Source organism: Nocardioides sp. Z43_10 (assembly GCF_059766615.1).
Map to the genome: position 1 here is coordinate 186,309 of NZ_JCBAJY010000008.1, position 19,794 is coordinate 206,102.

Here is a 19,794-nt window from a genome sequence, read left to right on the forward strand (position 1 = left end):
TGACGACTGAAGCCACCGCCCTCCCGACTGTCCACGTGCCCACCCAGCCCGCTGCTGAGGTCGGGGTCGCGCCGAACCGCACGCTGCTGTCGGTCGCGATGGTGACCCTGGGCTGCGCACGCAACGAGGTCGACTCCGAGGAGCTGGCCGGCCGGCTCGAGGCCGACGGCTTCCGCCTGGTCGACGACCCGGCCGAGGCCGACACCGTGGTGGTCAACACCTGCGGCTTCGTCGAGGCCGCCAAGAAGGACTCCGTGGACACCCTGCTGGAGGCCGCGGACCTCAAGGAGTCCGGTCGCCCGCAGGCCGTCGTGGCGGTCGGCTGCCTGGCCGAGCGCTACGGCAACGAGCTGGCCGAGTCCCTGCCCGAGGCGGACGCGGTGCTCGGCTTCGACGACTACCCCGACATCGCCGCCCGGCTGCGCTCGATCGTCGCCGGCGAGACCCACCACGCGCACACGCCGCAGGACCGGCGCCGGCTGCTGCCGATCTCCCCGGTCGAGCGCGACGCGAGCACGCTCAGCGTCCCCGGCCACGCGGTGACCGACCTGCCGGACGGGGTCGCCCCGGTCAGCGGGCCCCGCGCGATGCGCCGCCGCCTGGAGGGCGGTCCGATGGCGCCGCTCAAGCTGGCCAGCGGCTGCGACCGGCGCTGCACCTTCTGCGCCATCCCCAGCTTCCGCGGATCGTTCGTCAGCCGCCGCCCCAGCGACGTGCTCCAGGAGGCCCAGTGGCTGGCCACCCAGGACGTCCGCGAGCTGTTCCTGGTCAGCGAGAACTCCACGTCCTACGGCAAGGACCTCGGCGACCTGCGCCTGCTCGAGACGATGCTTCCCGACCTGGCCGCGATCGAGGGCATCGCCCGGGTGCGGGTCTCCTACCTCCAGCCCGCCGAGACCCGGCCCGGTCTGATCGAGGCGATCGCCTCCACCCCCGGCGTGGTGCCCTACTTCGACCTGTCCTTCCAGCACGCCAGCGCCACGGTGCTGCGCCGGATGCGCCGCTTCGGGGACCCCGACAGCTTCCTCGGGCTGCTCGAGCAGATCCGCGCGCTCGCGCCGCAGGCCGGCATCCGCTCCAACGTGATCGTCGGCTTCCCCGGCGAGACCGAGGACGAGCTGCAGACGCTGTGCGACTTCCTGGAGGCCGCGCGCCTCGACGTGACCGGCGTCTTCGGCTACTCTGACGAGGACGGCACCGAGGCCGCGACGTACCAGGCGAAGCTGGACGAGGACGAGGTCCGCGCCCGCACCGAGCACGTCACCGGGCTCGTCGAGGAGCTCAACGCCCAGCGCGCCGAGGAGCGGATCGGCGAGCGGGTCGAGGTGCTCGTGGAGTCGCTCGAGGACGGCGTGGTGGAGGGGCGAGCCGCCCACCAGGGCCCGGAGGTGGACGGGACGACGCTGCTCGAGGGCGCGCCGCACGACGTACGCATCGGCGACCTGGTGAGCGCCACGGTGATCGACACCGAGGGCGTCGACCTGGTCGCCCAGGTGGACGGGGGCCGGGGATGACCGAGACCAGCGCCGCCACCACCAACTGGAACCTGCCCAACGCGCTGACCACCCTGCGCATCGTGATGGTGCCGTTCTTCGGCTGGGCCCTGCTCGCCGACGGCGGCGACTCGGTGCTGTGGCGCACGGTGGCCTTCGTCATCTTCGGGCTGGCCATGCTCACCGACAAGATCGACGGTGACATCGCCCGGGCCCGCAACATCGTCACCGACTTCGGCAAGATCGCGGACCCGATCGCGGACAAGGCGATCACCGGGATGGCGCTGATCGGGCTCTCGGTGGTCGGCGAGGTCTGGTGGTGGGTCACCATCGTCGTGCTGCTGCGCGAGTGGAGCGTGACGCTGCTGCGGCTCTCGGTGCTGAAGTCCGTGGTGATCGCGGCCAGCCAGAGCGGCAAGATCAAGACCACCCTGCAGGCCGTGGCGCTGGGCGGGCTGTCGCTGCCGCTGCTGCACCTCGACGGCGCGATGGAGTCGGTCGGCGAGGTGCTGTTCTACGCGTTCCAGGTGTGCCTGGCGGGCGCGGTGGCGATGACGATGTGGTCGGGCTACGAGTTCTTCCGCGACGTGTGGCGCCAGCGCCACCAGCTGCGCCGGCGCTGAGCCGGAGCTTCTCCGGGCACGTGTTCGGACCACGAACTTTCCGTCATGCAATCGACACCCGAAAGCACCTTTTCGGTACGCCTCGCGGCGTTATGGTGACCGCGCTCCACCCTCCGCGCGAATCGCCTTCTGGAAAGGTTTTGCCTTGTACTCCAGCCACTCATCGCCGGGTAGCAGCCCGGCACGACGGGGTCTTCGGGCCCTGACCGCGGGGGTGGGGCTCAGCCTCGTCGCCGCGCCCCTGACCGTCTTCATGGCGCCGGCGCAGGCCGCCGACCCGGTCGAGATCACCCTGCTGAACATCAACGACTTCCACGGCCGCATCGACGCCAACACGACGAAGTTCGCCACCACCGTCGAGCGGCTGCGCGCCACAGGGGGAGAGGACAGCACGGTCCTGCTCTCGGCCGGCGACAACATCGGTGCTTCGCTGTTCGCCTCCAGCCACCAGGACGACCAGCCGACCCTCGACGTGCTGAACGCGCTCGACCTCGCCACCTCCGCGGTCGGCAACCACGAGTTCGACAACGGGTTCGACGACCTGACCGGCCGTGTCACGGACGCGGCGCAGTGGGACTACCTCGGCGCCAACGTCTACACCAAGGGCACCACGACCCCGGCACTCGAGGAGTTCGCGCTGGTTGAGGCAGGCGGACTGACCGTCGGCGTCATCGGCACCGTGACCGAGGAGACCCCCGCCATGGTCTCTCCCACGGGCGTGCAGGGTCTGACCTTCGGGGACCCGGTGGTCGCCACGAACCGGGTCGCCGCCCAGCTCTCCGACGGCAACGAGGACAACGGCGAGGCCGACGTCATCGTCGCCGAGTACCACGAGGGCGCCGGCGCCGGCACCCCCGACAACAGCACGCTCGAGCAGGAGGTCGCCGCCGGCGGCACCTTCGCCGACATCGTCACGAAGACCTCCGCCGACGTGGACGCCATCTTCACCGGACACACCCACAAGCAGTACGCCTGGGTGGCTCCCGTCCCCGGCGCCGCCGGCAAGACCCGGCCGGTGCTGCAGACCGGCTCGTACGGCGAGAACATCGGCCAGATCACCCTGACGGTCGACTCCGTGACGGGTGAGGTCTCGGCGCACACCCAGCAGAACGTCGCCCGCGTCGCGACCGAGGACCTGAGCTTCCCCCGGGTCGCCGAGGTCAAGACGATCACCGACGCGGCCCTGGCGGAGGCCGCGGAGGTGGGCAACCAGCCGATCGGCGCGATCACCGGCGACGTCACCACCGCCTACGTCGGCGGCAGCCGCGACGACCGGGCCTCGGAGTCCACGCTCGGCGGCCTGGTCGGCAACGCCCTGCGCGACGGCATTCAATTCGCCGAGGTCGACCTGGGCATCACCAACCCCGGCGGCCTGCGCGCGGAGCTGCTGTACGCCGGGAACACGGCCGCCAACCCCGCGAACGGCGACGGTGTGGTCACCTACGCCGAGGCCAACGCGGTGCTGCCGTTCAACAACACGGTCGCGCTGGTCAAGATGACCGGCGCTCAGATCAAGGCCGTGCTGGAGCAGCAGTGGCAGACCGACGCCGCAGGCGCGGTCCCCTCGCGGCCCTACCTGCAGCTGGGGCTGTCCGACAACGTGCGGGTCACCGCCGACTCGGCCAAGCCGGCCGGGCAGCGGATCACCTCGATCTGGCTCGACGGCAAGCCGATCGACCCGGCCGCGACGTACACCGTCTCGACGCTGTCGTTCCTCGCGGCGGGCGGCGACAACTTCCGGGCGTTCACGTCCGGGACGATGACCGACACCGGTCTGCTCGACGCCGACATGTGGCGTGCCTACCTCAGGGACAACTCCCCGATCACGCCCGACTTCGCGCGCCAGCAGGTCGAGGCGTCCGGCCTGCCCGCCTCCGTGCGGAGCGGCTCGGCGGTCAAGTTCACCCTGTCGAAGCTCGACCTGACCTCGCTGGGCAGCCCGGCGAACACCTCGCTCGAGGTCTTCGCCGTGACCGGTGAGGACCGGGTGTCGGTGGCCAAGGACATCGCCGTCACCGCCGGCTCCGCCGACGTGGCCTTCACCGTGCCTCACACGGTGCGTGCCTCGACGGTGATCGAGATCGTGGCCCAGCCCTCGGGCACGACCGTCTCGGTGCCCGTCGAGAAGGTCAAGGTCTCCTCGGCCCTGCAGGTCAAGAAGCCGGCCAACAAGGTCCGCGCCAAGAAGAGCCGCCCGACGTTCCGGGTCAACGTGGCCGCACCGGGTGTCTCGGCCACCGGCAAGGTCACGCTGCGCACCGGCGGCAAGCTCTACACGCGACGCGTCGTGGACGGCGTCGCCACCTTCACGGTGCGCCCCTACGCCGCCCGCGGCATGAAGACGGTCACCGTGCGCTACTTCGGCGACGAGTCGGTCAAGGCGAGCAAGAAGGTCGTCCGCATCCACGTGCGACGCCGCTGAACCCCGCGCGGGGGCCGGCCACGGCCGGTCCCCGCGCCCCGGCGGCTCCGGGCCCTTGCCCGGCGTCGTCGTTCCCCGCATCTCCCTCTTTCGAAGGGCCCTTTCATGTCCTCAACCCGGAAGCGAATCACCGTGGGCGTCGCCCTCGGTTTCGCGGTCACCGGTCTCGTCACTCCCACGGCTGCGGCCGACCCCGCCGGTACCGGCCTCGTGATCAGCGAGGTCTACGGCGGCGGCGGCAACAGCGGTGCCACCCTCAAGAACGACTTCATCGAGATCTACAACCCCACCGACGCCGCCATCTCGGTGGCCGGCTGGTCGGTCCAGTGGCGCAGCGGCACCGGCACGGCCGCCGCCACCGGGGTCACGCCGCTGACCGGGAGCGTGCCGGCCAAGAGCCACTTCCTCGTCGGCCAGGGCCCCGGTGCCGGCGGAACCGTCGAGCTGCCCACCCCGGACGTCGCCGGCTCGATCAACATGGGCGGCTCCAACGGCACGGCCATGCTGGTCAGAAACACGACCCCGGTGAACCCCGGGACCGGTGCCTTCGCCACGGCCGGTCACAGCACCGTGGTGGACCTCGTGGGGGTCGCCAGCAACGTCTTCGAGACCACCGCGGCTCCGGCGATGAGCAACTCCACCTCGGTCAGCCGCTCGGCCACCGGCAGCGACACCGACGTCAACAGCGCAGACTTCACGGCGAACACGCCCACGCCCCAGAACTCGGGCGCCGGCGGCGGGAGCGAGCCTCCCGTGGAGACCCCGGACCCGGTGGCCGCCAGCATCGCGCAGATCCAGGGTCCGGGCATGGCCAGCCCGCTGGCGGGCACCACGGTCGTCACCACCGGCGTGGTCACCGCGGCGTACCCCACCGGCGGGCTCAACGGCTTCTACCTCCAGAGGCCCGGCTCCGGCGGCGCGGACGTGGACCTGTCCACCCGCACCTCGTCCGAGGCCGTCTTCGTCTACCAGGAGGCCTCGGCACGACCCGTGACCGTCACGCCGGGCGACTTCGTGCAGGTGACCGGCACCGTGGCGGAGTACAACGGGATGACCCAGGTGAGCGTGACGGCCTCGGCCGACATCGCCAAGCTCACCGACGTGGTCGACCCGGTGGTGCCCACCACCACCGAGTGGCCCACGACGCGGGAGGAGAAGGAGCTCCTCGAGGGGATGCTCTACGTGCCCGCTGGCGACTTCACCGTCACCAACACCTACAACACCAACCAGTTCGGTGAGCTCGGGCTGGCCCAGGGCGACCAGCCGCTGATCCAGCCCACCGAGGTGGCGGACGCCCAGGACACCGCCGCGATCCAGGCGCTCGAGGCCGACAACACGGCGCGGGCCATCCAGCTCGACGACGCCTCGTCGGTGAACTTCTCCTCGGCGTCCAACAGCGGCCTCACCCCGGCCTACATCTCCCACGACAAGCCGGTTCGGGTCGGCGCCGGTGTCACCTTCACCGCGCCGGTGATCTTCACCGAGGGCGGCTCGGCCACCGCGCCGACCTACCGGTTCCAGCCGCTGGTGCCGGTGATCGGCCCGGACAACGCCGCCTCCCCGGCCACCTTCGAGAACACCCGCACCGCCGCACCCGATGAGGAGCGCCTCGACCCGGCCGGCAAGGCGGACGTCAAGGTCGCCTCGTTCAACGTGCTGAACTACTTCACCACCCTCGGGGACGCCGACGACGACAACGTCGGTGACGGCGGCTGCGTGGCCTACAAGGACCGTGCGGGCGACGGCACCAACGTCAGCGGTGGGTGCGACCAGCGCGGCGCCTGGGACCCGGAGGACCTGGCGCGTCAGCAGATCAAGATCGTCAAGGCGATCAACGCGCTCGACGCCGACGTGGTCGGCCTGATGGAGATCGAGAACTCGCTGAAGCTCGGTGAGAGCGCCGACGAGGCCACCGAGACCCTGGTCGCCGCGCTCAACGCCGACGCCGGGCGGGCGGTGTGGGCGGCGAACCCGTCCTCCAGCGACCTCCCACCGGCGGCGGAGATGGACGTCATCTCCAACGCGATCATCTACAAGGCCGACTCGGTCAAGCGCGTCGGGGCCGCTCGTGCGCTCGGCGAGCTGAGCGGCACCGGCGAGGCGTTCGACAGCGCCCGCGAGCCGATCGCCCAGGCTTTCGCCCCGGTGAAGGGCGGCGAGCCGTTCCTGCTCGTGGTCAACCACTTCAAGTCCAAGGGCTCCGGCGTCGACGACGGCACCGGGCAGGGCAACGCCAACCCGGACCGCATCGCCCAGGCGACGGCGCTGCGCGACTGGATCCCGACCGTGCAGACGGCGCTCGGGGTCGAGGCGGTGCTGCTGGCCGGCGACTTCAACTCCTACGCGATGGAGGACCCGCTGCAGGTGCTCGGCGACGCCGGCTACCAGAACGTGGCCACGGAGTTCGCCGCCGACGAGTACTCCTACTCGTTCTCCGGTCTGTCGGGTTCGCTGGACCACGTCCTCGCGAACGCCGCGGCGATGAAGGCCGCCACCGGCGCCGACATCTGGAACATCAACTCCGGTGAGGCCCTCCCGCTGGAGTACAGCCGGTTCAACTACCACGGCACCGACTTCCACCAGCCGACGCCGTTCCGGTCCTCCGACCACGACCCGGTGATCCTCGGGCTGGACCTCGCCCCCGCTGTCGTGGCCAAGGTGAAGTCCGTGACGTCGCTCAAGGTCCTCACGCGCCGGGTGGTCGCGAAGCGGACCCGCCCGTTGGTGCGGATCAACGTCCGGGCGGCCGGCGTCGTGCCGACCGGCAAGGTCATCATCCGGGTCGCCGGGCGGGACGCCCGCACGGTGACCCTGCGCCAGGGCAAGGCGCTGGTCCGGCTGGCGAAGTTCGGCCGGCCCGGTCGCAAGACGGTCAAGGTGACCTACCTGGGCGCCGGGAACGTCAAGCGCAGCACGAAGACGGTCACCTTCCGGGTGGTGCGTCGCAGGTAGTCCACTCACTGCGCACAGGGGGCCGTCCTTCGGGGCGGCCCCCTGTTGCGTAGCCCACGTTTGGGGTCGGGGCCCTCTGGCAACATTCCCGCGGTGAGCAACTCGGAGGGTCCACGCGACGTGGCCATCGCCGCACTGGCGGCCAATCTGCACGTGCTGCTGCAGGAGCGTGAGGAGACCGTGGTGACGGCCGAGTCGCTGACCGGCGGCCTGCTCGCGTCCCTGCTCACCGACGCCCCCGGGGCCTCGCAGGTCTACCTCGGTGGCGTGGTCTCCTACGCCACCGCGCTGAAGGAGAGCCTGCTCGGCGTGCCCCAGGAGCTGGTGGCCGAGCACGGCGTGGTCTCCGCCGAGTGTGCGCGCGCCATGGCCGACGGGGTACGCCGGCTCACCGGCGCCACGTACGCGCTCGCCACCACCGGCGTGGCCGGACCGGGCACGCAGGAGGACAAGGACGTGGGCACGGTCTTCGTGGCGGTCGCCGCCTCTGCGGGCACCACGGTCGTCCCGCTCTCCTTGGACGGGGACCGGCACGCGATCCGGGAGGGGACCTGTGCGGCCGCGCTGTCGGCGCTGTCTGCCATGCTGCACGAGCCGGCGGCTCCCGCCTGACCGGGAATCAACCCCCCTCGGGTAGCGTTGCCCCACTGACACGGAGAGGATGTGCGCCCATGGTGCTGTTTCGTCGGCTGCTCGGCGACGTGCTCCGCACGCAGCGGATGAAGCGCGGCATGACCCTGCGCGAGGTCTCCGCCGAGGCCCGGGTGAGCCTGGGCTACATCTCCGAGATCGAGCGCGGCCACAAGGAGGCCTCCTCCGAGCTGCTGGCCTCGCTGTGCGCGGCGCTGGACCTGCCGCTGTCGGAGGTGCTTCGCGACGTCAGCGACGCCATCGCCCTCGAAGAGGCCGCGATCGCGCTGGAGACCGCGCGCATCGAGATCCCGGCCGTCCCGGTCGCCGCGCGCCGCGGCACCACCGGCGACGTGGTCGCCTCCGCCGCCTGACCCGCCCGCACCGTCCGGGTCAGCCGGCGACCTCCGGTTGACAGCTCGGGCACCAGTACGACGCGCGCTCGCGGCCCGGCTCGCCACGCATCGCCACCGCGATGCTCGTCGCGCAGCGACGACAGGGCCGGCGATCACGTCGGTACACCCACATCCGCTCGCCCTGGCGCAGGCTGCCGGTGGTCGACTGCACCGAGCGCTCGGCGTTCACCTGGAGCATCTGGCGGGCCCGTCGCAGCAGCCGGAGCAGATCGGGCGCCTCGGCGACCGGGGTGTGCGGGTGCACGCCGGCGACGAAGCAGAGCTCGGCGGCGTACATGTTCCCGATTCCTGCCACGATGCCCTGGTCCAGCAGCGCCTCCACCACGGGCCGGTCCGGCTCCGCGCGCAGCCGGCGCAGCGCCTCGTCCTCGTCGAAGTCGCGGCCGAGCAGGTCGGGACCGAGGTGGCCGACCGCGTCCTGCTCGGCGTCGCGAGGCAGCAGTTCCACCACGCCGAGGGAGAAGCCGACGGCCTGTGCGCCCGGCACCGCGAGCACCGCCCGGGCCTGGTGGGCGGGGCGGCGCCAGCGCTCTCCGGCCCGGTAGACGTGCCAGCTGCCCTCCATCTTGAGGTGGGTGTGCAGCGTCCACGACTCGACGCCGTCGATCCGGGTCAACAGGTGCTTGCCCCGGGCGACGGTCTCGCTGACCCGGGCCCCGGACAGGTCGGCGGTGGCCAGCTCGGGCACCCGCAGGTCGGTGCTCAGCAGGTCTCGCCCGGACAGGGCCTGGTGCAGCCGCCGGGCGGTGCGGAGCACGGTGTCGCCCTCAGGCACGGATCCTCAGCCCCTTCGGGGTGGAGACGAACCCGGCGCTCTGCAGGGCCTCGCGCAGCGGCGTGGGCCCGGAGCCGAGCAGCGCGGCGCCGTCGGCCCGCTCGACGGTGAGACGGCCCAGCGTGCCGCGACGGGTGGCCTCGGCGAGCGCCTGGACGGCCGGGGTGAGCACCGCGACGTCGTCGGACCAGGTGAGCAGGGTGCGCCCGCCGCGTTCGACGTAGAGCACCAGCGCACCGTCGACGAGCACGGCCAGGGCGCCCGCCTTGCGTCCGGGGCGATGCCCCGCCCCGCCCTCGGCGGCGCTCTCCCGCTCGGGCCACGGCAGGGCGGCGCCGTAGGGGTTGGCGGGGTCGGTGGCGGCCAGGGCGACCGCGACCGGCTCGGCGCCCGGGGGGAGCTCGGCGAAGGTGCGCAGCCGGTCCACGGCGCCGGCGGTGCCGAACTGGGCGGCGCCCAGGCCGCTGACGAAGTAGCCGCGCCGGCACCGGCCCTGCTCCTCGAAGGCGGCCAGCACCTTGTAGACGCCGGCGAACCCCCCGGGAACCCGCTCGCTCATCACCGCACCGCGGATGACCACCCCGTGCCGGTCCAGCAGGTGCTCGGCGCCGGCGTGGGCGCGTCGGGTGGGATCGGGGTCGGTGGCCGGCAGCAGCGCCCAGCGTCCGGCCGTCTCTGGCGGACCGGTGCGCGAGGGCAGCCGGGTGCCGCGGGCGCCGGTCATCCGGGCGCGTGCCGGTGGCCGGCGTGAGCGGTGCGCCGGTGTGCCGCCCCGGGCGAGCGCGCGCAGTGGGGTGAGGGTGTCGTTGCTGACGCGGCCGGCCCAGACCAGCTCCCACAGCGCCGCCGCGAGCGCCTTGTCGTCGGTGGAGCCGACCGCGTCGGCGAGCTGGCGGAAGAACCAGGCGCCGCCTGGCGCCAGCGCGTCCAGCACCGCCTGCTGCAGCACCGTGGTCTCCAGCGGCTCGGGGGCGGGCAGCGTCAGGTGGGCCTGGTCGGCCAGGTGCAGTGAGACCCACCCGTCGGCTCCGGGCAGGGGGCCGTGGCCGGCCCAGAGCACCTCGCCCGAGGCGGTGAGCTCGTCGAGGTAGGAGGGCTGGTAGTCGCGCACCCGGGCCGCGAGGACCAGCGGCTCCAGCGCCGAGGCGGGGACCGCGCAGCCGGCCAGCTGGTCGACGGCCGCGAGCACCCCGTCGATGCCGCGCAGCCCGCCGCGTGCGGTGGGGCTGACGTGCTGCCAGGCGAGAAGGAAGCGGCCGAGCGCCTCGGGCTCGACCGGCTCGACCTCCTTGCGCAGCCGGGCCAGCGAGCGGCGCCGGATCTTGCGCAGCACCTCGGCGTCGCACCATTCGGTGCCCGATCCCGCGGGGCGGAACTCGCCGTCCAGGACCCGCCCGGCGGCGCCGAGGCGCTGCAGCGTGTGCCGCACCACCGCCGGGCCCAGGCCGTAGCGGGCGGCCAGCTCCTCGACCGTGAACGGCCCGTGACTGCGGGCGTAGCGCGAGACCAGGTCGCCCAGCGGGTCCTCCACCGGGTCGGTGAAGACGTCCGGCGTGCCCGGCGGGACCGGCACCCCGAGTCCGTCGCGCAGCCGGGCGACGTCCTCGATGGCCGTCCAGCGCTCCTCACCGGCCACCCGCACCTCGACCACGCGTCGTACGGCGTGCAGCTCGGCGAGCCAGGGCGAGGCGTCCTCGGCCACCGACCGCTCGGTGACCTCCGCGGTGGTCAGGGGACCCAGCAGCCGGAGCAGGTCCGCGACCCCCTCGGCGTCGCGGGCGCGGCGGTCCGGGGCGAGCCGCTGCAGCTCGGCCTCCACCTCCGCGAGCACCTCGGGGTCGAGGAGCTCGCGCAGCTCCGCGCGGCCGAGCAGCTCGGCGAGCAGGCCCTGGTCCAGGGAGAGCGCGGCGGCGCGGCGCTCGGCGATCGGGGAGTCGCCCTCGTAGAGGAACTGCGCGACGTAGCCGAAGAGCAGGGTGCGCGCGAACGGCGAGGGCGAGGTCGTCGCGACGTCGGAGACCACCACCTCGCGCCGGTCCACCCGCCGCATCAGCGCGACCAGCGCGGGCAGGTCGTAGACGTCCTGGAGGCATTCGCGCACCGCCTCCAGCACGATCGGGAAGCTGGGGTAGCGCGCGGCGACCTCGAGCAGCTGGGCCGAGCGCTGGCGCTGCTGCCACAGCGGGGAGCGCCGGCCGGGATCGCGGCGGGGGAGCAGCAGGGCCCGGGCCGCGCACTCGCGGAAGCGCGCGGCGAAGAGCGCGGACCCGCCGACCTCGGCGGTGACCAGGTCCTCGATCTCGTCGGGGGAGAACACCACCAGGTCGCCCGCCGGCGGCTCGGCGTCGGTGTCGGGGATCCGGATCACGATGCCGTCGTCGGAGGCCACCGCCTGCCCGTCCACCCCGTGGCGCTCGCGCAGCCGGGCGTTGATGGCCAGCGCCCACGGGGCGTGGACGGGGGTGCCGTAGGGGGAGTGCACGACCAGGCGCCAGTCGCCCAGCTCGTCGCGGAAGCGCTCCACGACCACGGACCGGTCGCTGGGCAGCACGTTGACGGCCTCCTGCTGCTCGCCCAGGTAGGCGACGAGGTTGGCGGCCGCCCACTCGTCCAGGCCGTCCTGCTGGGCCCGCTTGCCGGCCGTCTCGGGGGGCAGCGAGGCGAGCTCACGGGTGAAGGCGCCGATCGCCTCGCCCAGCTCGGCGGGGCGCCCCAGCGCGTCGCCCTTCCAGAACGGCAGCCGGCCGGGGACGCCGGGCGCCGGGGTGACCAGGACCCGGTCGTGGGTGATGTCCTCGATGCGCCAGCTGGTCGCGCCCAGCGCGAAGACGTCGCCGACCCTCGACTCGTAGACCATCTCCTCGTCGAGCTCGCCGACGCGTCGTCCCGGCCCCTCGCCGCCGACGAGGAAGACGCCGTACAGGCCGCGGTCGGGGATGGTGCCACCACTGGTCACCGCGAGCCGCTGGGCGCCGGGGCGTCCGGTGAGCCGGCCGGTGACCCGGTCCCAGACGATCCGCGGCCGAAGCTCGGCGAACTCGTCGGAGGGGTAGCGGCCGCTGAGCAGGTCCAGGGTCGCGTCGTAGGCGCTGCGCGGCAGCGAGGTGAAGGCGGCGCAGCGGCGGAACAGCTCGTAGAGATCCTCGACGTCCCACGCCTCCAGCGCCGTCGCGGCGACCACCTGCTGGGCGAGCACGTCGAGTGGGTTGGCGGGCACGTGCAGGGACTCGATGGCTCCGCTGCGCATCCGCTCCACCGCCACCGCCGTCTGGGCGAGGTCGCCGCGGTGCTTGGGGAAGAGCACGCCGCGCGAGACCTCGCCGACCTGGTGCCCGGCGCGGCCGACCCGCTGCAGGGCGCTGGCCACCGAGGGCGGTGACTCGATCTGGATCACCAGGTCGACCGCGCCCATGTCGATGCCGAGCTCGAGGCTGCTGGTGGCCACCACGCAGGGGAGCCGGCCGCGCTTGAGGTCGTCCTCGATCAGCGCCCGCTGCTCCTTGGAGACCGAGCCGTGGTGGGCCTTCGCGATCACCGTCGCCGCGCCGTGGCTCTGGCCGGCCTGGGCCATCACCTGGGCCGGTGGCGCGGTGGGCGTCCGGCCCGGTTCGGCGTCTCGGTCGCCGTCACGCTCGCCGTCACGCTCGCCGTCGCGCTCGGCGTCGCGGGCGGCGGCGCGTTCGGCGGCGATCTCGTTGAGCCGGGCGGTGAGCCGCTCGGCGAGGCGGCGGGAGTTGGCGAAGACGATCGTGGAGCGGTGCTGCTCGACCAGGTCGACGACCCGCTCCTCGACGTGCGGCCACATCGAGGCGCTGCGCTGCGGGTCCTCGGACTCCTCGTCGTACTCGCCGGGAGCGGACATGTCCTCCACCGGCACGACGACCTTCAGGTCCCAGCGCTTCTCCGAGGGCGGGGCGACGATCTCCACCGGGGCCGAGCCGCCGAGGAAGCGGGCCACCTCGTCGAGGGGCCGCACGGTCGCCGACAGCCCGATCCGCTGGGCCGGGCGCTCCAGCAGCGCGTCGAGGCGCTCCAGGGAGACCCCGAGGTGGGCGCCGCGCTTGGTGCCGGCCACCGCGTGCACCTCGTCGAGGATCACCGTCTCGACGCCGCGCAGCGACTCGCGCGCCTGCGAGGTCAGCATCAGGAACAGCGACTCCGGCGTGGTGATCATGATGTCCGGGGGAGCGCTGGCCAACCGGCGTCGCTCGGCGGCCGGGGTGTCGCCCGAGCGGACGCCGACGGTGACGTCGGGCACCGGCGAGCCGAGCCGGTCCGCGGTGTGCCGGATCCCGGTCAGCGGCGCGCGCAGGTTGCGCTCCACGTCGACCGCGAGCGCCTTGAGCGGCGACACGTAGAGCACCCGGCAGCGGTGCAGCCGGTCGGCGGGCGGCGGGCCGGTCATCAGCCGGTCCAGCGACCACAGGAACGCCGAGAGCGTCTTGCCCGAGCCGGTGGGCGCCACCACCAGGGCGTGCCGCCCGGCGCCGATCGCCTGCCACGCGCCGGCCTGGGCGGCGGTGGGCTCGGCGAAGGCGGCGGCGAACCAGGTGCGGGTCGCGTCGCTGAACCGGTCGAGTACGTCGGGCACGGCTCCATCCTGCCGGACGGCACCGACAGCGCCTCCGGGTCGCGCCCGGCCGCCGGCCGGAAACCACTTCACCTGGCCGGAGCCGCGCACTAGGGTCCGCGAGGTGGCCGAACTCCCGGAGTCGATGATCTACGCCCGCGACCTGCGCAAGTCGTTCGGCGAGCTGGAGGCGGTGCGCGGCATCGACGTCGATGTACGGCGCGGCGAGGCGTTCGGGTTCCTCGGGCCCAACGGCGCGGGCAAGTCCTCGGCGATGCGGATGATCGCGGCCGTCTCTCCACCCACCAGCGGGACGCTGCGGGTGCTGGGGCTGGATCCGACCACGCAGGGCCCCGCCGTGCGCGGGCGGCTCGGGGTGTGCCCGCAGGACGACACCCTCGACGCCGAGCTCAACGTGCGCGACAACCTGGTCATCTACGGGCGCTACTTCGGGTTGTCGCGGACCGAGGTTCGCGAGCGCGCCGATGAGCTGCTGGAGTTCGTCCAGCTCACCGACAAGGCCCGCAGCAAGGTCGAGGACCTCTCCGGCGGGATGAAGCGGCGCCTCACGATCGCGCGCTCGCTGATCAACCGGCCCGACCTGCTGCTCCTGGACGAGCCCACCACCGGGCTCGACCCGCAGGCCCGCCACGTGCTGTGGGATCGGCTGTTCCGGCTCAAGCAGGCCGGCGTGACGCTGGTGCTCACCACGCACTACATGGACGAGGCCGAGCAGCTGTGCGACCGGCTGGTGGTGATGGACAAGGGCCGGATCGTGGCCGAGGGCGCCCCGCTGAGCCTGATCCGTGAGCACTCCACCCGCGAGGTCGCCGAGCTGCGCTTCGGCATCGGCGAGCACGAGGAGCTCGCGGAGAAGGTGGCCGACCTGGGCGAGCGGGTCGAGGTGCTGCCCGACCGGCTGCTGGTCTACACCGCCGACGGCGAGGAGGTGGTGGCGAAGGTGCACGAGCGGGGGCTGCAGCCCGTCGCGGTGCTGGTGCGCCGCTCCACCCTGGAGGACGTCTTCCTGCGGATGACCGGCCGGACGCTGGTGGACTGATGGAGACGCTCAGCGCCCGCGAGGCGATCGCCCGGCAGGCCGACTACTGGTTCACGGTCTACAAGCGGACCTGGAAGGGCTCGGTGATCTCCTCGTTCGTGGCGCCGATGTTCTACGTGGTCGCGATGGGGGTGCTGCTCGGCGGCTACATCCAGGCCGACCCCGACCGGCTCGAGGGAGCCACGTCGTACCTGGCGTTCGTGGTGCCGGGGCTGGTGGCCAGCCACGCCATGCAGACGGCCGTCGGCGAGGTGACGTACCCGGTGATGTCGATGCTGAAGTGGCAGAAGGTCTACGACTCGATGCTGGCCACGCCGCTGCAGCCGCGCGACCTGGTCGCCGGCCATCAGCTCTTCGTGCTCTTCCGGCTGCTGACCACCTGCGCGGTCTACCTGCTCGTGCTGGCGCCGTTCGGGGTGTTCGCGACCTGGTGGGGAGCGGTGCTGGCGCTCGGCGCGCAGGTGCTGGTCGGGATGACCTTCTCGACGCTGGTCTACGCGCTGAGCGTGCGGATGCGCTCGGAGGAGGGCTACGGGCTGATCTACCGGCTCGGGGTGTTCCCGCTGTTCCTGTTCTCGGGGGCGTTCTTCCCGATCTCCAACCTCGGCGCCGTGCTGGAGTGGCTCGCCCGGCTCACCCCGCTGTGGCACGGGGTCAACCTCTCCCGGATGCTCACCCTGGACCAGGTGGACTGGCCGCTGGCGGCGGTCCACGTGCTGGTGCTGGGCGCGCTGACGGCGCTCGGCTGGCGGCTCTCGGTGACCGGGCTGAGCAGCAGGCTGGTGAGCTGATGCTGGCGTTCTCGCCCGGGCCCGTGCCGGCGCCGTTGAGCCCCTGGCGGGCCACCCGTCTGCTGGTGCTGCGCAACTACGTGGTCTACCGGCAGGCATGGAAGCTGTTCCTGACCGGCTTCCTGGAGCCGTTCTTCTACCTGCTCTCGATCGGCATCGGGGTGGGCCAGCTGATCGACACCTTCGAGTTCAACGGCGAGGTGATCGGGTACGCCGAGTTCGTGGCGCCCGGGATGCTGGCGGCCTCGGCGATGAACGGCGCGATGATGGACAGCACCTTCAACGTCTTCTTCAAGCTCAAGTACGCCAAGCTGTACGACCAGATGCTGGCCACCCCGCTGTCCACCTCCGACATCGCTCGCGGCGAGATCGCGTGGGGGCTGATCCGCGGGGCGAGCTACTCCGCGATGTTCCTGGTGGTGATGGTGGCGATGGGACTGGTGCACACCTGGTGGGCGGTGCTGGCGCTGCCGGCGGCGGTGCTGCTGGGCTTCGCGTTCTCGGCTGTCTTCATGGCCGTGACCACGTGGTTCACCAGCTGGCAGGACTTCGACAAGGTGACGCTGGTGCAGCTGCCGCTGTTCCTGTTCTCGGCCACGTTCTTCCCGATCACCGCCTTCGACGGCGCGCTGCGCTGGGTGGTGGAGTGCACGCCGCTGTACCGGGGCGTGGTGCTGTGCCGCGAGCTGACCACCGGGGCGGTGACGAGCGCGTCCCTGGTCTCGGTGCTCTACCTGCTGGCGATGGGGGTGGCCGGGCTGTGGGTGGTCCGGCGGCGCCTGGACGGCCTCCTGCTGACCTGAGCGAGCCTCAGGGCAGGTTGATCAGCATCTTCTGGTACCAGGCCATGTCGATCCACTGGTCGAACTTGCGACCCACCTCCCGCATCACCCCGAGCTTCTCGAAGCCCACGGACTGGTGCAGCCGCTCGCTGGCCGGGTTCGGCAGCGCGACCGCGGCGATGGCGGTGTGCACCCCCGAGACCGCCATCGTCTGCAGCAGTGCGGGGTAGAGCAGCCGCCCGACGCCCTGGCCGCGCACCGAGCGGTCGAGGTAGATCGACGTCTCACGGGTCAGGGAGTAGGCAGGTCGCGGCCGGAACGACCACGAGTAGGCATAGCCCACGACGGTGTCCGCGTCGCTCACCGCGACGAGCAGGTGGTCACCGGGGTGCTGGCCGTCCAGGCGCGCGCGCCAGTGGTCCATGTCGGGTGGCTCGAGGTCGAACGTGGTGGTGGAGTGCTCCACCGCGTGCGTGTAGATCGCCGAGATAGCGGCGAGATCGGATTCGGTCGCGGAGCGGGTCGAGAACTCGGCCATAGCCGCCATCCTCCCAGCACCGGGCGGCGTATGTGGCAGTGGCTGGAAGAATGCTCGTGTGCTCACCCCCGACCCCGCCTACCTGGCCCCTGTCCTGCCCAGGGATCCGCGATGAGGTTCACCGAGTTCTGGGGCCGCCTCGAGGAGGGCCTCGGCGTGCACGCCCCCACGTTCGCCGAACATCACGTGATCGGCGAGCTGGGCAATCGCACCGTCACCCAGGCGCTCGACGCCGGCGTACCGGCGAAGGAGGTCTGGGCGGCGGTGTGGCGCGACCAGCAGCTCCCCGAGACGCTGCGTTAGGGCCTGCGGCGCCCGGATGCGGCTCAGTCCTCGTCGTTGACGCTCAGCGTCACCTCGATGTTGCCGCGCGTGGCGTTGGAGTAGGGGCACACCTGGTGCGCCTGCTCGGCCAGCTTCTCCGCCTCCTCCAGGGACAGGTGGGGCAGGGTGACCTCCAGGGTCACGGCGAGCTGGAAGCCCCCGCCCTCGGCGGCGCCGATGCTGACGCGGGCGCCCACGGCGGAGTCGGTGACATCGGCCTCGGCGGCGCGGGCCACCATCTGCAGTGCGGAGTGGAAGCACGCCGCGTACCCGACCGCGAAGAGCTGCTCGGGGTTCGTCCCCTCGCCGCTGCCGCCCATCTCCTGGGGTACGGCGAGGTCGAGGTCCAGGCGGCCGTCGGGGGTGCTGCCGCGGCCGTTGCGGCCGGCTCCGGTGGCGAGGGCCTCGGCGGTGTAGAGCGCGTCCATGGGGGTCCTGTCCGTGAGGTGGTGGGCCGGGACCGACCCGCTCCCCAACGTATCCGGCGATTCAATTGCGCACAATGGAAAATCAACGAGCGACACGCGGGGGCGAGATTCTCGGTCGAACACCTGTTCGGGCTACCCTGGATGCACAGGTGACGCAGGGGCGTTCGTTGTCCCCAGGTTCCGGGAGGATTCCGGCACTGTCGGTGGTCTTGTCTAGCGTCCTTCCCACAGACGAACACGACTCGCTACACCACACGGCGGGCTCTACGGGGCCCGGAGATTGGATGGAATGACATGGCCGCTGGAGACCGCAACAAGTCCTTGGATGCCGCGCTCGCGGGCATCGAGAAGCAGTTCGGCAAGGGCTCGATCATGCGCCTGGGCGAGGAGACTCGTGCCGCGCTGGGCGTGATCCCCTCCGGTGCGATCGCGCTGGACGTCGCGCTGGGCATCGGAGGCCTGCCGCGCGGGCGGGTGGTGGAGATCTACGGTCCGGAGTCCTCCGGTAAGACCACGGTCGCGCTGCACGCGGTGGCCAACGCTCAGGCGGCCGGGGGCATCGTCGCCTTCATCGACGCCGAGCACGCGCTCGACCCGGAGTACGCGAAGGCGCTGGGCGTCGACACCGACGCGCTGCTGGTCTCGCAGCCCGACTCCGGCGAGCAGGCCCTGGAGATCGCCGACATGCTGATCCGCTCCGGCGCGCTCGACCTCATCGTCGTGGACTCGGTGGCCGCGCTGGTGCCGCGCGCGGAGATCGAGGGCGAGATGGGCGACAGCCACGTGGGGCTGCAGGCCCGGCTGATGAGCCAGGCGCTGCGCAAGATGACCGGTGCCCTCAACAGCTCGGGCACCACGATGATCTTCATCAACCAGCTGCGCGAGAAGATCGGCGTGATGTTCGGCTCCCCGGAGACCACCACCGGTGGCAAGGCGCTCAAGTTCTACGCCTCGGTCCGTCTCGACGTGCGTCGCATCGAGACGCTCAAGGACGGCACCGAGATGGTCGGCAACCGGACCCGGATCAAGGTCGTCAAGAACAAGGTGGCCCCGCCGTTCAAGCAGGCCGAGTTCGACATCATGTACGGCAAGGGCATCAGCCGCGAGGGTGGCCTGATCGACGTGGGCGTCGAGGCCGGCCTGGTCCGCAAGGCGGGTGCCTGGTACACCTACGAGGGCGACCAGCTGGGACAGGGCAAGGAGAACGCCCGCAAGTTCCTCAGGGACAACCCCGACCTGGCCAACGAGCTCGAGAAGAAGATCCTCGAGAAGCTGGGCGTCGGCCCGCACGTCGACGTGCCTGCCGACCCGACCGGTGTCGAGAGCTTCTGAGCGCGGACCGCGCCACGACGACTCCGAGGCGGCCGTGACCGACGCGGAGGACCCGTGGCGCGGTGACGTGGCGGCCGGGGTGGCCGCCTGGATCCGCTCGGTCGCTCCCCAGGCGGACCTGCCTCCCCCCGAGGACCCGGTGGCGCGCGGTCCGGAGGCCGACCAGGAGGCGGTGGCGCGCAAGATCCTGCTCGACCAGCTCACCGGCCAGGCGCGCTCGCGTCAGGAGCTCACCGACAAGCTGGCGAAGAAGAACGTGCCGCCCGAGGTGGGCCAGCGGCTGCTGGACCGCTTCGAGGAGGTCGGGCTGGTCGACGATCGTGCCTTCGCTCGCGCCTGGGTCGAGAGCAGGCAGCCGGGCAAGGGCCTGGCGCGCCGCGCGCTCGCCCAGGAGCTGCGGCGCAAGGGCATCGACGACGACCTGGCCCGTGAGGCCCTCGACGAGATCGACCCCGCCGACGAGGAGGCCGCCGCGCGGGCGCTGGTGCGCAAGAAGCTGCGCTCGGTGGCCGGGCTGGAGCCGGAGAAGGCGACCCGTCGCCTCGCCGGGATGCTCGCGCGCAAGGGCTATCCGGCCGGGCTCGCCTTCTCGGTGATCCGTGAGGAGCTGCGCGCCGATCTCGACGTGCCGGACCTGGAGGGGTGAGGCAGCCGCGCC

The 19,794-nt window shown here is 72.2% G+C and carries 16 protein-coding genes; 12 read left to right on the forward strand and 4 right to left on the reverse strand.

Going from position 1 to position 19,794, the window contains the following annotated elements; translation table 11 throughout:
* Positions 1-98 precede the first annotated feature (98 nt).
* The 6 genes from rimO to AC6EI4_RS15800 all read left to right on the forward strand — a co-directional run bounded on the left by rimO (position 99) and on the right by AC6EI4_RS15800 (position 8,494).
* A complete protein-coding gene (gene rimO / locus AC6EI4_RS15775) occupies positions 99-1,514 on the forward strand; it encodes a 30S ribosomal protein S12 methylthiotransferase RimO (RefSeq protein ID WP_498424022.1) in 1,416 nt (471 codons plus the stop codon).
* Positions 1,511-2,116: a CDP-diacylglycerol--glycerol-3-phosphate 3-phosphatidyltransferase gene (pgsA, locus tag AC6EI4_RS15780; RefSeq protein ID WP_498423912.1), complete on the forward strand. Its 606-nt coding sequence runs from the start codon at positions 1,511-1,513 to the stop codon at positions 2,114-2,116. The genes rimO and pgsA overlap by 4 nt, the downstream gene beginning before the upstream one ends.
* 214 nt (positions 2,117-2,330) lie before the next feature.
* Positions 2,331-4,538: a bifunctional metallophosphatase/5'-nucleotidase gene (locus AC6EI4_RS15785; protein WP_498452039.1), complete on the forward strand. Its 2,208-nt coding sequence runs from the start codon at positions 2,331-2,333 to the stop codon at positions 4,536-4,538.
* A gap of 105 nt (positions 4,539-4,643) precedes the next feature.
* The gene (locus AC6EI4_RS15790) at positions 4,644-7,490 is read left to right on the forward strand and encodes an ExeM/NucH family extracellular endonuclease (RefSeq protein WP_498452040.1); all 2,847 of its coding nucleotides are present in this window, start codon (positions 4,644-4,646) and stop codon (positions 7,488-7,490) included.
* 93 nt (positions 7,491-7,583) lie between these two features.
* Positions 7,584-8,102 carry a CinA family protein gene (locus AC6EI4_RS15795; protein ID WP_498452041.1) on the forward strand — a complete coding sequence of 173 codons (519 nt, stop codon included), beginning with the start codon at positions 7,584-7,586 and terminating at the stop codon, positions 8,100-8,102.
* A 59-nt stretch (positions 8,103-8,161) separates the two neighbouring features.
* Positions 8,162-8,494, forward strand: coding sequence for a helix-turn-helix domain-containing protein (locus tag AC6EI4_RS15800; RefSeq protein WP_498423918.1), 333 nt, complete (start codon positions 8,162-8,164; stop codon positions 8,492-8,494).
* 19 nt (positions 8,495-8,513) lie between these two features.
* Here AC6EI4_RS15800 and AC6EI4_RS15805 read toward each other — a convergent pair whose 3' ends face one another.
* Both AC6EI4_RS15805 and AC6EI4_RS15810 read right to left on the reverse strand, forming a co-directional pair.
* Positions 8,514-9,311, reverse strand: a complete 798-nt coding sequence (locus tag AC6EI4_RS15805; protein WP_498423920.1) for a DNA-formamidopyrimidine glycosylase family protein — start codon at positions 9,309-9,311, stop codon at positions 8,514-8,516.
* Positions 9,304-13,902, reverse strand: coding sequence for an ATP-dependent helicase (locus AC6EI4_RS15810; protein WP_498452042.1), 4,599 nt, complete (start codon positions 13,900-13,902; stop codon positions 9,304-9,306). The genes AC6EI4_RS15805 and AC6EI4_RS15810 overlap by 8 nt, the downstream gene beginning before the upstream one ends.
* A 103-nt stretch (positions 13,903-14,005) precedes the next feature.
* Between AC6EI4_RS15810 and AC6EI4_RS15815 the strand changes: the two genes are divergently transcribed.
* From AC6EI4_RS15815 to AC6EI4_RS15825, 3 genes are read left to right on the forward strand one after another with little or no spacing between them, the layout of a single operon-like run.
* Positions 14,006-14,941, forward strand: a complete 936-nt coding sequence (locus AC6EI4_RS15815) for an ABC transporter ATP-binding protein (RefSeq protein WP_498452043.1) — start codon at positions 14,006-14,008, stop codon at positions 14,939-14,941.
* On the forward strand, positions 14,941-15,732 hold the full coding sequence (locus AC6EI4_RS15820; RefSeq protein ID WP_498452044.1) for an ABC transporter permease: 792 nt from the start codon (positions 14,941-14,943) through the stop codon (positions 15,730-15,732). Before AC6EI4_RS15815 ends, AC6EI4_RS15820 begins: the two co-directional genes overlap by 1 nt.
* Positions 15,732-16,535, forward strand: coding sequence for an ABC transporter permease (locus tag AC6EI4_RS15825; protein WP_498452045.1), 804 nt, complete (start codon positions 15,732-15,734; stop codon positions 16,533-16,535). The genes AC6EI4_RS15820 and AC6EI4_RS15825 overlap by 1 nt, the downstream gene beginning before the upstream one ends.
* Before the next feature lie 7 nt (positions 16,536-16,542).
* On the opposite strand, the gene AC6EI4_RS15830 is transcribed toward AC6EI4_RS15825, so the two are convergent.
* A complete protein-coding gene (locus AC6EI4_RS15830) occupies positions 16,543-17,052 on the reverse strand; it encodes a GNAT family N-acetyltransferase (RefSeq protein ID WP_498423927.1) in 510 nt (169 codons plus the stop codon).
* Between the two features lie 111 nt (positions 17,053-17,163).
* Between AC6EI4_RS15830 and AC6EI4_RS15835 the strand changes: the two genes are divergently transcribed.
* Positions 17,164-17,355 (forward strand): DUF3046 domain-containing protein, encoded by a 192-nt coding sequence (locus AC6EI4_RS15835; protein WP_498423928.1) that lies wholly within the window; start codon positions 17,164-17,166, stop codon positions 17,353-17,355.
* Positions 17,356-17,378: 23 nt separating this feature from the next.
* On the opposite strand, the gene AC6EI4_RS15840 is transcribed toward AC6EI4_RS15835, so the two are convergent.
* On the reverse strand, positions 17,379-17,804 hold the full coding sequence (locus tag AC6EI4_RS15840) for an organic hydroperoxide resistance protein (RefSeq protein ID WP_498423929.1): 426 nt from the start codon (positions 17,802-17,804) through the stop codon (positions 17,379-17,381).
* Positions 17,805-18,098: 294 nt separating this feature from the next.
* Here AC6EI4_RS15840 and recA point away from each other — a divergent pair, with 294 nt between their 5' ends.
* Together recA and AC6EI4_RS15850 are read left to right on the forward strand one after the other, a co-directional pair.
* Positions 18,099-19,136 (forward strand): recombinase RecA, encoded by a 1,038-nt coding sequence (gene recA, locus AC6EI4_RS15845; RefSeq protein WP_498423930.1) that lies wholly within the window; start codon positions 18,099-18,101, stop codon positions 19,134-19,136.
* Positions 19,120-19,782 (forward strand): regulatory protein RecX, encoded by a 663-nt coding sequence (locus AC6EI4_RS15850; protein WP_498423931.1) that lies wholly within the window; start codon positions 19,120-19,122, stop codon positions 19,780-19,782. Before recA ends, AC6EI4_RS15850 begins: the two co-directional genes overlap by 17 nt.
* Positions 19,783-19,794: the final 12 nt, after the last annotated feature.